Here is a 15,379-nt window from a genome sequence, read left to right on the forward strand (position 1 = left end):
CATACGTGCGATGGGGATGGGTACGGCCCGCTGCGTTCGACATGGCTGACTGTCTCCGTCAAGCTGAACGCGCCCATCATGCGTCGAAATATTCCGCACTGAGATACGGTCGTGCCGAGTCGCATACGCCTGTTTCGACTATGTGGCAGTGATGTGTGAGGCGGTCGAGCAGCGCAGTCGTCATCTTCGCGTCGCCGAATACGTTTGACCATTCGGAGAAGCTTAGGTTAGTCGTAACCAAGATGCTCGTACGCTGTAAGCGTCGCGTGAGGGCCGTTTCAAATTTTCTGGACAAGCGTCGAAGAACGCGGCCGGCGTATCGTGCCGCTACCAGAAGAGATCAAAGCGAGGTAGGTGTAGATGGGAGGAGATGCTTCGCGACGTTCCAGGGCAACAGTTCGTCGATGCGGTTGGCCTGGTGATCGGCGATGTGCGTGAGCACGAATTCCAGGTAGGCGCGTGGATTGATGTTGTTCAATTTGCACGAGCCGATCAGGCTATACATTGCGGCGGCTCGCTCACCACCGCTGTCGGAGCCCGCGAACATAAAATTGCGCCGACCGAGGGCCACACAGCGCAAGGCATTTTCGGCGAGCACGTTGCTGATCTCGACGCGGCCGTCGTCACAAAATAGCGTGAGTCCATCCCAGCGGTTCAGAGAGTAGTTGATCGCCTCGACCAATGGAGCCTTCGGCCAAAGCGTCGCCAGTTTCTCCCTCATCGACATCTCGAGAAGCCCGAGCAAGGGGGTGCTCTTTTCCCGTCTGGCGCGTCGCCGCTCATCGGGTGGTTTGCCGCGGATAGTAGCCTCGATTTCGTAAAGATCGCCAATCATGTCGAGCCATTGTTTTGTGGTTTCCGACGGGGCCGTCTCATGGACGTTGAAGACGTATCGGCGCGCGTGATCCCAGCAAGATGCCAGGCAAAGCTTGCCGCTTTCGGTCAGCTCGTTGAAGCCGGCATAGCCGTCCGCCTGAAGGACGCCTTCGAATCCGGCAAGATGGGTTTGGGGTTGGATGCCTTTGCGGTCCGGCGAGTACGCGAACCAGACAGCAGCGGGTTCGCTCGAACCAGAGCGTCGATCATCGCGCACGTAGACCCACAACCGACCCGTTTTGGTTTTCTTGTTGCCGGGCGCAAGCACCGGGATCGGTGTGTCGTCCGCGTGGAGCTTCGCAGCCGACATCGTGTAACGACGCAGCGCTTCAGTCAGCAACCGGCAGAGTTCTTCGCATTGTCCGACCCAACGTGCCATGGTGGCCCGATCGAGACGGACGCCGTCGCGCGCCGCGATCTCGGATTGCCGATACAGCGGCGTATGGTTCGCATATTTCGAAACGATGATCTCGGCCAGCAAGCTCGGATGCGCGATGCTGCGCTCGATTGGCAGCCCCGGCATGGGTGGTTGCACGATGTGGCCGCAACCGGCGCAGATCCGCTTGCGACGGATCGTGCGGATGACCTTGAACATTGCTGTGACGCGCGCGAGTTGCTCGGATACATCCTCGCCGAGCGAGTCCATGGCGTTGTTGCACTTCGGGCAGATGGAATCGGGCTTGAGCACGCGTTCTTCGCGTGTCAGATGGTCCGGTAGGGCTTCCTTCGCGGACGCCGCGGCCGCGCCTGAACTCGATGCGCGAGCACGGGCACGGCGAACATCAGCAACGCCGCTGCCCGCTGCCAGATCCTCAAGTTGGGTTTCGAGCCGATCGATCTGTCGGTCTACCTGCTCGGATTTACGCCCGAAGTGCATGCGCCTGAGCTTGTCGATCTGTGCCTTCAGGCGCTCAAGTTCCCGGTCCCGCTCAACAATCTCCCGGTCGCGTTCGGCGATCTCCTGGCGCATCTTTGCCATCGATGCCTGCTGCTCGAGCACCAGGGCGTGGAGCTCGGCAACGGTTTGCGGAAGCGGCGCATGGTCAGGCATGCGCCGCAGTTTACGAGCCTTCGATGCCGTTTACAACATCGACAGTGCGGCCGTACGCCGGGGTTGTCGCCAATCGATGCCTTCCAGCAACATCGATAGCTGCGCAGACGTCAGATAGATCTTGCCTCCATCAGCCTGTGGCCAGATAAACCGTCCGCGCGAAAGCCGCTTCGCGAGAAGCCATAGGCCGTCATCGGTTGCCCACAGAATTTTTACGAGATCGCCGCGACGCCCCCGAAAAATGAACACATCGCCGCCGAGCGGATTCTCCTGGAGTGCCGTTTGCACCTTCGCGGCAAGAGCAGGAAAGCCGCTACGCATGTCGGTTACGCCCGCCGCGATCCACACGCGTGTACCCGTTGGCAGGCCGATCACGATCGCACACTCTTGAGCACCGTACGCAGCGTTTCGGCGTCAACCACACCATCGACCTTGATCACCGCCCGGCCAATTCGGACTTCAATCGTGCCGATGGTTCTGGCTGGCTTCACCGTGTCCGGTTCGACCGAAGATGTCGGCGTGATGGCGAGCGGCGCGTCGCTCACGATCGTCACCGGAACAAGTTCGGTCGTCCCGGCAGCCTGCTCCGCACGGTAACGCCGCCGCCACTTGAACAACATGTTCGCGTTGATGCCATGTTCCCGGGCGAGTTTCGAAACAGAGACGCCTGGCTCACATGCGGCTGCGGCCAGGCGACGTCGAAACTCTGGGCTATGGTTCGGGATGCCTTTACGTGTTCCCGACGCTGGCTTCTCTTCTGATCCCAAAATGGTTTCCGCTACTCAAAATGGTGGGAACCACTTTGGCGTCTCCGATCGCACAGATCAAGACGGCCGCGACGCGACGCTTACCGTACGCTCGTAGAGCTTCGAGAACAGATGAAACAGCAGTGCGCCCCCGGTTTGCGTGAATGGCAGATACCCGAGTTCGTCCAGCACAATGGCGTCGACATACATCAGCCGATTCGCGAGTTGTCCAGGTTTGCCTGCGGCCTTCTCAGCTTCAAGTTGGTTCACAAGCTCGACGGTGGTAAAGAATCGAACCCGCTTTCCGTGGTGCTGTATCGCTTCGAATCCGATTGACGTCGCAAGGTGCGTCTTCCCCGTGCCGGGTCCGCCGATGAACACGATGTTCTGCGCCGATTCGCAGAATCGTACGGTGTGGAGTTCACGAACGAGGCCCTCATCGACGCTCGCTTGCTCGAAGTCGAAGCCCGCGAGGTCGCGGTGAGCAGGGAAACGTGCAGCGGTCATCTGATAGTTGATTGACCGCACCTGACGCTCGGCTGTTTCCGCCTTCAGCAGCATCTGCATGAACTTCCCCGGCTCGAACTCGTTGTGACGCGCCTGCGCGAGCAGTTCGGGCCACGCTTGCGCCATACCGTGGAGCTTCAACGACTTCAGTAATGCGGCAGTTTCCTTCGACATGACCATCCTCCTCGTTGCGAACGCGAAGCCGCTGGTATCGGTGAACATCCGCAACCGGTTCGACCTCGAGCGTGATTGCCGTTCTCACCACGTCACCCGGTCGAGCCGTCGGGCTCTTTAGGCGCGCGAGAATGTTCAGGACATGGTCACCGCTCGGACGCCCCGATTCCAGCGCTAGCTCGACCGCAACCAACACCGCCTCCAGCCCATGAATTGGAGTCGCCGCGAGGACCTGCACCATCACGCGGTCGCCGCCGGTCTGCTTCAACAGGTGTCTTTGCAGTCGAAGCATCGGTTCGGGCATCGTCAAGAACGGCGCACCGTTTCTCAACGAGCCGGGCTTGCGCTCCACCAAGGCGATGTAGTGGCGCCAGTCGTAGAAGGTCTGATAGCGGTCGAAGCTGCGCGGATGGCGGGCAATCTCGATGCCGTCGGCGACCAGGCTGATGTAAGTCGGATAGCAGCGCAGGCTGACGATTTGATGCGCGTACTCGGTCGGCACGCTGTAACGGTTTCGGTCCAGGTGTACCAAACTCGTGGGCGACACACGCGCCGGCTTTTCGATGTAGCCATCAAATGGCTTCGGCATCTGCATCAGCCGTGGACGTTCGTCTGCCAAAGCATCTTCGACGCTTAGTTCAGGCCACTGTGGATGTTTCAACTCCTTCCACGCCTGTCGGCATCGCTCGGCCAACCATATGTTCAGAACTTCAAGCGACTCCCAGCGAATCACGATTGCATCGTGCCAAATCTGTCGGCGCCGGTCTTGAACGTTCTTCTCGACGATGCCTTTCTCCCAGCCGGCGGCTCGGTTGCAGAACTCCGGCTCGAACAGGTAATGGCCGCACATCGCGTGGAACCGCGCATTGATAGCGCGCTCCTTGCCAGGTTCGACTTTGTCGACAGCAGTCTTCATGTTGTCGTATATGCCGCGACGAGGGACGCCACCGAGAGCAACAAACGCTCGTGCATGGGCGTCGAACAACATCTCGTGACTTTGGGTCGGGTAGGCAACGAGCCAGAAGGCGCGACTCGCGGCGAGCTTCAGATGCGCGACCTCCACTCGGCGCCTGAGCCCACCGATGAAGACGTACTCGCAGCTCCAGTCGAACTGGAACGCTTCGCCGTATTCGAACGCGAGCGGCACGAAGGCGCCACGCTGCGCTCCGGCATCGCGTTCCTTCTTCCAGTTGCGAACGAACGCTGATACGCGGTCGTAACTGCCGTCGTACCCGGAGGCGCGCAAATCCTCATACATCTGAGTCGCCGAACGTCTCTCTCGTCTTGGACGCTTGGTGTCGGCGAGCAGCCACAACCGCAGTTGCTCGGACCAAGGGTCGACAACGCTGTTATTGACGCGTTTCGGATACTTCGGCTCACCCGTCGACGGCTCGCGCAGCCAGCGTCGAATGGTGTTTCTTGACAGCCCCGTCTGTCTCGCAATGTCCCGCAGCGGGACGCCGTCGCGGAAATGCATCCGCCGAATTTTGGCCAACATGCTCACGGTTATCACTCCGTTCTCCCGCTTGGCGTCCAAGCGGGGAGTTGAACATGTGGGTCAATTTTCGATGCAAATTTCTAGCGGAAGTGGGTCAGTTTTGCGCGCCTATCAACACCCTTGACCGAAAGGAGCTAGGCGTGAGAGTTCAGAGAGCACATCGACCGATGCGCGTGGGGAGGTCGGGCGCCGTTGCTACCAACCACCCTGTGGCAACACAGGCTGGGTTAGATGTTCTTCGCGCTGGCGGAAATGCGTTTGACGCCGCAGTTGCGGTGTCGCTGTGCCTGGGCGTGGCCGAGCCGCATATGTCGGGCCTTGGGGCGGACGGCTTTTACCACTGCTACCGGGCGGACGAATCGAAGGGCGTGGTGTACAACGGCTTTGGATTCGCGCCACCTCGCACAGTGAAGGCTAGCATGAGCCGCTTGCCGATGCGCGGACCCGAAAGTGTTTCCGTCCCCGGTGCCATCGGAGCACTGGGCGTCATGCATTCTGAACAGGGCAGTCTGCTTTGGGCGGAGCTCGTAGCGCCGGCCATAGCAGCGGCGATTGACGGCTTCGGCGTAACGCACGTTTACCAGCGCTTTGCAGCGAAGTACGCAGATGAAATCAAGTCTTTTGCTGGCGCAGCGAAGGTCTTCCTTCGCGACGGCCACGCTCCGCCGATTGGCGACTTTTTGGTTCAAGACGGACTTGGAGCTTCACTCGAGGTCTTGGCTCGAGAGGGAGCCGAAGGATTTTACCGAGGTGCGCTGGCCGAAGTCGTTGCTGCGGATTGTTCCAAGGCGGGCGTTCCGATTGCTCTAGACGACTTGGCAAGCTTTCGTCCGAGCTCCAGGAGCCAATCAGCGTCCGCTATCGAGGATTCGAGGTCCGACAAACACCGCCGAACTCCACCGGCTTCGTTCTGCTTCAAGCTCTCAAGCTCGTGGAGGCTCATTTGCCGCGAGAGTCGGCTTTCCTGTCCGCCGACGTGGCGCATCTGCTAATAGAGGCGAAAAAGCTAGCCTTCGTCGAGCGGGAGAGGCTTGGGGCTGAACCTTCATTCGCGCCAATCCCAGTCGACCAAATTCTGGCGGAATCGTACGTGGCAGCCTTGGCGGAGGAGATTGACCTACGCCGAAGCGCTACTCGGCCTGTCCGACCTGAACGCGGGGAGGGCAACACCACCTATTTCTGTGTTGTAGACCGTCACGGGAACGCCGTGTCAGCAATTCAAAGCCTCAACACGTGCTTTGGTTCGGGCGTGCTTCTCGAACAGTAGGGTGTCCTGCTCAACAATCGCTTGAACTGCTTCCATCTCGAAGCCGGACTTCCAAATAAACTCGTGGCAGGTAAGCGGGTCCGGCATACTATGAACGCGCCGATGGTCCTGAAGGATGGAAAGGTCTGGGCGGTCTTCGGCACGCCCGGAGCCGACGACCAAGTTCAAACCAATTTGCAGGTGGCGGTCGGTTTGATGGACTACGACCTAGACCCACAGAGCCTGTCGAAGCACCACGCTGGAGCAGTTCGCAAAGAGGGCAGAATGCCAACTGGCCACATGGTGGTGGTGATGCGCTGACCATCGAGGAAACAATGCCGCATCCCGTGCGAGACGGGCTGAAAGAGCGGGGACATGAGCTAGTTGAGGTTCCTTATCTCGAAGGGCCATGTAGCGTCGCCTGTATCCGAATACTAGAAAACGGCGCGAGGGTGGCAGCTTCGGACCCACGCCGTGACGGTCGGGCGGCCGCCTACTGACGATGCGTATAGATTCAAAACGCGTCCGTTAGCTGGGCGAGCGATTGTCCGTCCTTCACTGACAAGGGACAGACGGCGTTCCTCCAAGCTTTACGATTGCAGCTTGCTGCTGCATACAATCAGCCTGTGCTTTCAAGGCAGTGTCAGGGTACGTTGCCACCGACGTTGCTGCGCTGTTTTGTGCAGCAATCGCAGTGTTCCGTGCATTGATGGCATTGGTGTAAGCAGAGGCGCCGGTCCCTACAGCGCTGACGCCTGCTGCAAGCGACGAGTCGCTTTGGTAGCTCAAGACACTTGGTGCACCGTCTGCGCCGACCGTCAAAGAGATGTTGAGATTCTGTGCAAATCGGTTATCGACGGGCAGGACAAGGTGTCGTCCAAATTGCGGAATAGAGACAGTAACCGGCGCCATGATGTCGCCTTTCGCGTTTGCTGGGTCGACCGGCGCGTACCAGTTCTCGTCCAGTGGCGCACACAAAGATAGACATACTCGAAGTCGGCCTGCTATGGGTTGCCGGACGACAAGCCCTGCCACCGGGCTGTCCTTCGGTTTGTCGTCGATAAAGCTCTGGTCCTTCCAACGATGTGTCCCATCCAACAAGGACAGCTCAACGACGGCGTCGGCATGCTCCCAACTTAGCCCGTTCGTTGGTACCGGAATAGTATCGTCAGACCCGTTGATAGAGAAGTGAAAGCCGCTAGGTGGGCTACTCGATGACCCCCACGCTTGCCACACCTGCGCAAGAAATCCGACCGGATAGGCCTTGAAAACGGTTGGACGTCCGTCCGCCGATGGCTGTTGAGAAGGAACATCACCCTTTCTAGGGGTTATCGTGACGGGAATCGTGAGCGACACAAGCTTCAGCGCCTCCGCTAGCTGACCAGCGACCGAGCTCGTAGCGGAGTCTGCGGTCTGAGCTGCTGAAGCCGCGGACGAACCTTGGTCGGTTGCTTTGGAATTTTTCGACGAAGTCCCCTTAGCCAAATCGCTTTTCAGCTTCTGAACATTTGCCAAGGCTCGGGTCGCTCGCGGGCTACAGACGGTTGCAACGCTTGGATTAAGTATTTGAGTATTCGTGTCATAGAACAGGGTCCAGTCGGACGGGTTCTGCTTGATGCCAGCAGGCGTCGGCACTCTACCTGTGAAAAATGCGCCGGCGATAGCTGAGGCCGTACCAAGCGTCGCTCCGGCAACCTGAAGACTCTGGTCATTCGATGTCGAATTCAAGCCTTGGATAGTCTGGTTTCCATTCAGATTCAGCTTGAGCGAGGTGTTTCTGAAGACGCTTTCCAGCTGACGATATTTAATCGACCAATACTCGTCACTGTCTGCCTCGAAGGTCTGCGAGACACAAGCGGCGACAGAAAGCGCCATCGATGGTGCTAGCAAGGAAGTGGAACAATCGAGAAGCGTCACGGTAAAGACGACATTCAACCTAGTAAGGGGAAGCGCATACGGGAAGGAGCCCATCGGATACGCGTCGCCGGCCCTCGGGTCGAAGGCTTGGCTCTCAAGACGCGTGGAGCACGCAGTGAAGAAGAGTGCTGAAACACTCAGAACAGAGGCGACAAAACCGTCCCGTGTACGCATGGCGCTTCCCTCGAATTTTGGCTCGACCGAAGTAATCAGATACTGCCTTCCGCCGGTTACATGTATTCGATATCAGGCCCCACCGTCGGCGTTCTGTGCGGTGGCGCACGATTCGTTCGGCCGGGGAGTTTGCAGAGGCGCATTTTCAGCGTCTCTTCATGAATCGCATCGCAACACGGAATCGTTGGACGGTGAAGCGATGGACGGTTAAGCGATGGCCGCACCCGATTTGCAGCGCGGCTCGGCGACCAATGCAAATCATTAGTTCCCACTGCTCCGCACTGAGTACAGCCACAGGCATCGTCGCTTTCAATGGGGCGAGCCGACGGAAGCGGGGCGAATGTTCCGCTCAGCGTCGCCGCTCGTCAACCTCAATTCCCGCGTCGTCCTTAAGCGGCGGCAACCTCAGGACTATGAGCGTTCGCGCATGCGTTCTCAAAATTAGAACAATGTTTGTGCCTCAGTGCTATTGGTACCAGATTTTGCGCGACCACACTGCACTCGCACACCAGCAACCAGACAAGACGCATCGTCAGTATCGCGCATCAGCGGGGTGTCTAGCGTCAATCGGGGTGCGGGACTCGTACTGGTGTTGATTGTTAAGCGTTTTGCGTATCATGAGGGCCTCCTTCTCCGTGCAAAGGCATTGCTCAGCCTGTTAGACCGTCCCGTTGATTGAGACGCAGTATGTCTAGGTTAGAACCTAGACTTCCGCTATGTCAGTCGCGCCGGCGGCAAACGCCACGGCGTCAAGGAGATAAATGAACATGGCAACTTCTTACGAAGGTCGATATTGCGGCGTCTGTGACCACCCGCTGCATAAAGGATACTTCAGCTTATCGAAGCGCAGTCAGACGCTGACGGACACGCCGTCCGGAACGGTCGTCATGGTGTCGGCCGACGAATTGGTGACAGACTTCTGCGGCTCTGAGTGTAGCGAGTACGCTGAAGCGGCAATCACATCAACGCTCACATCCCCGTACCCATCGCGGGGCAAAACCGTCCCTTGCTCCCTTTGTCTGCAACCAGTCGACCGCACGTTGCCTCACGTCTCTGTCAGCATGATGCAATTCGAAGACGCGTCGCAGCCTTGGCTCGTCTCGGCGCGCGTCGTCGACGAGCGCGAGCTAGCCGTCTACTGTGCAGCATGTGCTCAACCGGGTCGCGCGTCGCAAGCATTCGACGAGTCCGAGTTGGGCGTTGCAGTGTGACGGTCTTTCTCGACGATGAGCGCGCCATCACGGAAGGTTGGACCGGGTCTGGGCTCACAAGGCAATAACGTTGCTCGAAACCGGTGCAGTCGAAGAATTCTTGTTTCGACACGGCCATCGAACTCCTTGGTGCAACCAGCGGCGCGGCCCTGTCTGACCACGACCGGAGCAGAATGAAGAGTCATCGAAGTAACGGCAACGTAAAATGGGACCAACTGAGAAGAACGGCAATGAAGCTGCCGCCGTGGGAGCGAGTTGCCGCCGCAGCACGAGAGGTCCAGGCCGCATCCGCAGGGCTCGAGGAGCGCTTCAACGCTTCGACGGACGCTGCAGCGCCGCCGCTACCGCTGGCCCGCCTGACCGCCGCTATCGCGGAGCTTCAAGCAGCGCGCGACGCGCTCGATGCACTGCTTGCACGCAAGTCGATGCACTGATTCGTTGATTCGTTTCGCTGCGTTATACTGAGCGACTTGTCGCATGTGGGTTTGATTCAACGCTCAGTATTGCTTGCCACGTCGCCCATGCGTCGAGCGATGCAACGCTGACATGCGGCTCTCGTCAGCTAGAGCCCCGAAAACAGCGCCGGTTCAGCTGGCGACATTCGTCTTGCAACATGGCACAATCCGAACGAAGTCGTTCGGACCACGCGACGCCCGCGCGCGATTCTCCTGACGTTTGCTTTCAACGTTTCGTTTGCTCACATGCACGGCGTCGGAGGTGGCGACCAATGAACAGGAAACTAACCGCGCTCGGCATCGCCTTCGTCCTCACCTGCGCATCTCATTCCGCCGGGGCCGAGACGGTAAATCAACAGCAGGTCAAGTCGCTCCAGGAGATAAGCGACTTCATCAAGGCAAATTGCAATTCACCACCGATTGAAGGGTCCGGTAGCAGTTTGCGCCTCAACGCCGAGGGGAATGCTCAACTGAGCAACCTGTGGAAGGCTGTTGCTCAGGTTCAAGGCAAAGCCGGCGTCGATGCGAAGTATGAGCAGTACAAAGGTGTGATTCAGAGTGACTTGGCCAAAGCACTGGCGTCTAGCAACGATTGCTCACGAAACGCTCAGAATCTCTTGGTCCCTCTAATGGTTCCTGGGCTGAGTGGCCAATCCGCGCTTCCGTCCTCGATGCTGGAAGGCGGGACACCTCCATCGCCGCAGAAGGTTGTCAACAGCCGAACTACGGGACTGTTGGAGCGCGATATTCCAATCAGCGATATAGCCGGGTGGCGACTTCCTCCAGCCTCGTTTCCAAGGGCCGTCCATTTCGACCTTCGAATAGAGGGACAAGCAGAAGACTTAGAATCCCGAACGTCGCTGATGACGCTCTTACAGGACGGGCAGCAGGTATGCTCTTATCGCTTCGATATCGGCAACAATAAAGTCGGAAAGGTCGCAGCCTTGAAACGCTGCGACCAAGATGTTGCTGCAGATGAAGGACACATATATACGGTTACCGTACAGCCGGCATCAAAGTTCGTCTCCGTGACAATGAACGCGTCGGCTCAGCGGCCTCGATGAACGCGTACCGATACAAAAAGGGGCGTCACGCCCCTTGTGCGTCACACGGCAGCCTACTCCAGTTGCCCTTCAATGCTCTCGAGAGCACGCTCGCGTTCCTTCGACTGGCCACCAAGCGGTGGGCCAGCGAAGCTCTTTCGTACGCCGCCTAGGTACCAAATTCCCAGAAGAAGGACCAACAAGGCCGCAATGACGTAAATGACCTTCTCATTTGGCGGTTGGATGCCCACGTACGCCAATACCAACGCCCCGAACACAGCAAGAACCCCAAAAGGCTTAGACAGCCAGCCAAGCTGAAATGGTCCCTTCTCGGTCCACGTGCGCCCTTCAGCGGAGATTCCTGCGGCAATCGGCATCGCATAAGAGATGAAAAGGAATACGGCACTGCCTGCACTTAGCACCGAGAATGCATCGCCGTACAGCGTAACGGCAATTGCGAGGATGGCAGACACCCAGATTGCGACGCCCGGAGTTCGGTGTTCGGCATTGACCTTTCGCATCCACCTGGAGCCAGGTAGCCCGCCATCACGAGCGAATGCAAACATCATTCGCGACGTTGACGTCACAGCCGCGAGTCCACAGACGTAGTTGATGAAGAACATCAGTATCTCGATGACGAAGCGCAATGGCCCGGTAATGGGCGCCAAAATTGCCTGGAAGAAGCCCGTCCCTTGCTTTACGGCAGCACCGACATCGGGCATCACGAGCACAAACGCGCAGACCATGACGTATCCGAACGTCGTTGACCAAAACACCGAGCCAATAATGCCACGTGGTACGTTTCGAGAGGCCTCATGTGTCTCCTCCGATGTGTGGGCGGAAGCATCGAACCCAGTAATCGTGTATGCCGTGAGAAGAAGGCCAGACAGGAAGGCCATTGCCATCGTTTGCTTTGGCCACATGCCACCGTCTACACCGGTAAAGTTTGTGAAGGTAAAGAGCCGAGACAAGTCGACCCTTACAGGCGAATAGACGAGCAGCGACACGACAAGCAAGATGGTCACAGCAAAGATGAGGTAGCCGGACAAATCAGTGATTCGGCTAGTTATGCGAATGCCTTTGTGATTCAAGAATGCTTGTGAGGCAGTGATGACGGTGAGAAATAACGTCTGCGACCACCACCCGAGCGACTCTGGTGCAACGCCGAACATCGGTGCGATGATGGTTCGGAAGAACGGGTCATAGGTTCCGTAGTTGATTGCGGCAACAACGAAAACCAAGCCTAGAAGGTTCAGCCATGCCGTCAGCCATCCCCACGTCTTGCCCCCGAGAATTGAGCTCCAGTGATAGAGCCCGCCGGCAGTCGGATACGACGATGCGATTTGTGCCATCGCCGCGGCGACAATCAGGGCAAACAGCGAGCCAAGTGGCCACCCCAAACCTATTGAGGCACCTCCCGCCGCAGATAGTCCCAACTGAAAGGAGGTGATGCCTCCTGAGAGGATGCAAATCAGCGAGAACGACACCGCGAAGTTGGAGATTGCCCCCATACGGCGGGATAATTCCTGAGCGTAGCCCATCTCGTGCAGCAACTTTACGTCGTCGTCTAGGAATTCCGTCGCGTGCGTAGTTCGTTTCGTGTCCATGACGCTACCTCTTCAAAGGATTCACACGTGTTGAGCATTGGTTATCTGCTCGCATAACATGCAAGCAGCGAGAATGTCTCCCTTTGCGCCGGCTTGACTTATTTGCGTTCACGCAGCGGTGAAGCAGTTGTCGACATACAGGTGGGCGCCGTTGATGAACGACGCATCATCACTCGCAAGGAAGAGGGCCGCGTGCGCGACTTCCTCAGGTGCGCATAGCCGACCCTGCTGCACGGATAGAGCCGCTTCGCTCGCGTCGAAACCGTACTTAGCAAGAGCATCGATTTCCCGCCGGCCATGCGGGGTGTCAATGAAACCGGGATTGACCGCGTTGCAACGAATACCGCGGTCACGATATTCGACCGCAATAGCCCGCGCGAACATGGCGCAAGCTCCCTTTGTCGTGAAATACAAGACCTCCAGCGGAGTGGCCGCCACTGACGAGATGGAAGCAGTGCAGACAATAGAACCGCGACCTGCCGCTAACATGTGAGGAAGCACGGCTCTTGTCATCAAGAACATGCTTCTGACATTTACATCCATCAGCCAGTCATAGTCTTCGTCGGTCGTTTCTAGGAAGGGCTTAACGACGATACTACCGGCATGGTTGAACAGTGTGTCGACTTGTCCGAAATGGGACGCGACGCTGCCGACAGCATCTTCCACGGCTGCGCGCGTCGAGACGTCTGCGACGAAGAGTTCGGCGATTCCGCCTTCAGCTCGAATCTGCTCGACCAGTTGTTGGCCGGCTGATTGATTGATGTCAATTACGGCGACTTTGGCGCCTTCCCGAGCGAACAATCGAGAGGCAGCACCACCCGCGCCCGTTGCACCACCCGAGACGATTGCGGTCTTACCGGCAAGACGTCCTCTTCCTGCGCTTGGGGTGGAATTACTTTCGGCAAACCCCTGTTGAACAGCCATGCGAACGCTCCTTGTCGTGTGAGTAAGCACAAGGTAGGCTCGCCGAAATCCCGGGACTATCCAAAATTGGCAAAATCAGCGTCGAACCTAACGTCTGCAGGACGAAGCCGGGGCAAGAGTGTGTCGTAGACTGAACCGCGCGACCGCGACGAAAGCTGTATGTAAAGATTGGGGTCTAGCGCAGGGAATCGGGGCTCGCCGCTGATTTTTTTCTTCCTTACACTGAACAGTCGGCAGGAAAAGGCGTTCGTCGAGGATGCGAAAATGTCAACATGCGAATCACCCACGTCAGTCGCGGTCAGGACTTGCCATAGCGTTGAGGAGCAAGCTGCGCTTCTCGACACGTGGAATCAAAGCTATTGTCAAATCTCGCGTGGGGTGTTCGCTGGCTCAATCACGACGCTAGCCATCGGCGGCTTTCGTGTCCATATCGAGCGGCTCAATCGAACGGTCTACCAGCGTGGCGAGGTTGCAGCGAACGAAATCGCTGTTGGCATCCCATTTCAGTTGGAGGGACACGCGCTACTTTGCGGACAGGCTAGCCATCGAAATGCACTCCACGTTTTCTCTGGAGAAGGTGGATTTGAGTTTTTGTCTCCTGACCAGCACCTCGTTGTGAACCTGGAGGTTTCTCCAGAGAACATAGCAAATCGTGCCGCGCGGGAGCAACTTGAAATGCTTCGCCCTCGGCTTTCGAAGAGAGCCGGACTCATTCCGGTTGCTTCCACTAAGTTACAGGAGTTTCGTGTGGCACTTGAGAGCATGCTTGGCATGCTAACCAAGATGCCACATTTGACGAAGGACATGGACATCGCTGAAACGTTCGAGCGAAGTGCTGTCTTCGGGCTCGCCGACGTGCTCGCCACTGAACCAGACCTGGTCACACAAAGCGCTTCGCGTACGTCACGGCACTGGCAACTCGTTCGAGCGGTCCGTGAATTGGTAGAGGCGTCGCCTGACTGTCCACTGACAGTTGCGGAACTGTGCGTTCGGCTCAGAACGAGCCGTCGCACGTTGCAGTACGCCTTCGAAGAAGCGCTCGGCATCAATCCGTTCTCGTACACCCGTGTGATTCGTCTCGGAAAGGTGCAACGCGAGCTCCAGAGTGCCAACTCCGTAACAGAAGCCGCCACGCGGTGGGGCTTCTGGCACCTCGGGAACTTTTCAGCCGAGTATCGTGAACACTTTGGCGAACTTCCGTCAGAAACGCTTCGACGGTATCGAAGGTGACTGCCGCATCTCCTGCAAGCCGTTGGATATGTCTGCTTGGATGCGCGTCCGTTCGGTCGAAAGAGCCGATAGGACATTTGATTGGAAGACCTTGGGAAGAATAATGTCTCACCGCACATCGCATCGACCTTCATTGCGCGGAGTCGGAAAGAAACGCGCTGCGCGCAACGGGTTGCAGCCTAGGTTGAGGGCTTGAACTCGGGCTCCTGCGCCCTACAATGAATGTCATCTTGGCCACGCCTGGTTGCCCATCAAGATGAGCTCTCATGTCAGCGGTGATATGCGGTTGCAAGCCGAGATGCTGACCTTCCTTGTCATCTCCCACCTTGCGACTAAATTCGCGACCGGTGATTGGATGTCAATAGAAAGTATTGTCGAGTCGTGCGCCTACTGGTCGAAGGCAATGCAGCGCGACGAAGACGTCATAGCCAGGGTTATGTTGGCAAGTCGTGCACGACCAATCGCCGCCGCGACCGGCCAGACGCTGAACGGCAGCGCTCTAGCGTCAATCTTTGACAGCAATCTGCGCCTCGACTTCTCGTCCGCTAAAACTCGAGCCATATTCGACCGGTGCCTGCAGTCGCTACTGACCAGTAAGCGGCTGGCCAACTCACCTTGATTGTCGGCGAAGCGCTTGGGAGTATCGTGTCCACTAAAGCGAATAAGCGGACACGTGAACACTATCGAAGAAGAGGCGTTGCCGACCCGTCGCCGTCGTCG

11 protein-coding genes and 4 pseudogenes are annotated in these 15,379 nt (G+C 57.8%); 6 read left to right on the forward strand and 9 right to left on the reverse strand.

Annotated elements, in window-relative coordinates; all coding sequences use genetic code 11:
* Window positions 1-127: 127 nt before the first annotated feature.
* From GV035_RS26900 to istA, 6 genes and pseudogenes are all read right to left on the reverse strand, one after another.
* Window positions 128-295, reverse strand: a pseudogene (locus GV035_RS26900) (ATP-binding protein); the annotation flags it as partial.
* A gap of 45 nt (window positions 296-340) precedes the next feature.
* A complete protein-coding gene (tnpC, locus tag GV035_RS26905) occupies window positions 341-1,927 on the reverse strand; it encodes an IS66 family transposase (RefSeq protein ID WP_159838827.1) in 1,587 nt (528 codons plus the stop codon).
* 30 nt (window positions 1,928-1,957) lie between these two features.
* On the reverse strand, window positions 1,958-2,302 hold the full coding sequence (gene tnpB / locus GV035_RS26910; protein ID WP_079503813.1) for an IS66 family insertion sequence element accessory protein TnpB: 345 nt from the start codon (window positions 2,300-2,302) through the stop codon (window positions 1,958-1,960).
* Window positions 2,299-2,694 (reverse strand): IS66-like element accessory protein TnpA, encoded by a 396-nt coding sequence (gene tnpA / locus GV035_RS29795; protein WP_201304077.1) that lies wholly within the window; start codon window positions 2,692-2,694, stop codon window positions 2,299-2,301. The genes tnpB and tnpA overlap by 4 nt, the downstream gene beginning before the upstream one ends.
* 84 nt (window positions 2,695-2,778) lie before the next feature.
* A pseudogene (locus GV035_RS26920) lies at window positions 2,779-3,354 on the reverse strand (ATP-binding protein); the annotation flags it as partial.
* A gap of 1 nt (window position 3,355) precedes the next feature.
* Window positions 3,356-4,858, reverse strand: a pseudogene (gene istA, locus GV035_RS26925) (IS21 family transposase); the annotation flags it as partial.
* 161 nt (window positions 4,859-5,019) lie between these two features.
* On the opposite strand from istA, the pseudogene GV035_RS29870 reads away from it, so the two are divergent.
* Window positions 5,020-6,419, forward strand: a pseudogene (locus tag GV035_RS29870) (gamma-glutamyltransferase family protein).
* Window positions 6,420-6,653: 234 nt separating this feature from the next.
* Here the strand turns inward: GV035_RS29870 and GV035_RS26950 are convergent.
* Window positions 6,654-7,973: a hypothetical protein gene (locus GV035_RS26950; RefSeq protein WP_236572866.1), complete on the reverse strand. Its 1,320-nt coding sequence runs from the start codon at window positions 7,971-7,973 to the stop codon at window positions 6,654-6,656.
* Between the two features lie 977 nt (window positions 7,974-8,950).
* Between GV035_RS26950 and GV035_RS26955 the strand changes: the two genes are divergently transcribed.
* The 3 genes from GV035_RS26955 (at window position 8,951) to GV035_RS26965 (ending at window position 10,919) form a co-directional block, all read left to right on the forward strand.
* Entirely contained in the window at window positions 8,951-9,400 is a 450-nt protein-coding gene (locus GV035_RS26955; RefSeq protein ID WP_159838837.1) for a hypothetical protein, read from the forward strand.
* A 230-nt stretch (window positions 9,401-9,630) separates the two neighbouring features.
* On the forward strand, window positions 9,631-9,834 hold the full coding sequence (locus GV035_RS26960) for a hypothetical protein (protein WP_159838839.1): 204 nt from the start codon (window positions 9,631-9,633) through the stop codon (window positions 9,832-9,834).
* Between the two features lie 293 nt (window positions 9,835-10,127).
* Entirely contained in the window at window positions 10,128-10,919 is a 792-nt protein-coding gene (locus tag GV035_RS26965; RefSeq protein WP_159838841.1) for a hypothetical protein, read from the forward strand.
* Between the two features lie 53 nt (window positions 10,920-10,972).
* On the opposite strand, the gene GV035_RS26970 is transcribed toward GV035_RS26965, so the two are convergent.
* Window positions 10,973-12,505, reverse strand: a complete 1,533-nt coding sequence (locus tag GV035_RS26970; RefSeq protein ID WP_159838843.1) for an amino acid permease — start codon at window positions 12,503-12,505, stop codon at window positions 10,973-10,975.
* Window positions 12,506-12,613: 108 nt separating this feature from the next.
* Window positions 12,614-13,429 (reverse strand): SDR family NAD(P)-dependent oxidoreductase, encoded by an 816-nt coding sequence (locus tag GV035_RS26975; protein ID WP_159838845.1) that lies wholly within the window; start codon window positions 13,427-13,429, stop codon window positions 12,614-12,616.
* 264 nt (window positions 13,430-13,693) lie between these two features.
* On the opposite strand from GV035_RS26975, the gene GV035_RS26980 reads away from it, so the two are divergent.
* Entirely contained in the window at window positions 13,694-14,659 is a 966-nt protein-coding gene (locus GV035_RS26980; protein WP_159838847.1) for a helix-turn-helix domain-containing protein, read from the forward strand.
* A 244-nt stretch (window positions 14,660-14,903) separates the two neighbouring features.
* Window positions 14,904-15,278, forward strand: a complete 375-nt coding sequence (locus tag GV035_RS26985; RefSeq protein WP_159838849.1) for a hypothetical protein — start codon at window positions 14,904-14,906, stop codon at window positions 15,276-15,278.
* Window positions 15,279-15,379: the final 101 nt, after the last annotated feature.

Origin of the sequence: Burkholderia sp. 8Y (assembly GCF_902506145.1) — a bacterium.
In the GTDB taxonomy this organism is placed as follows: Bacteria; Pseudomonadota; Gammaproteobacteria; order Burkholderiales; family Burkholderiaceae; genus Caballeronia.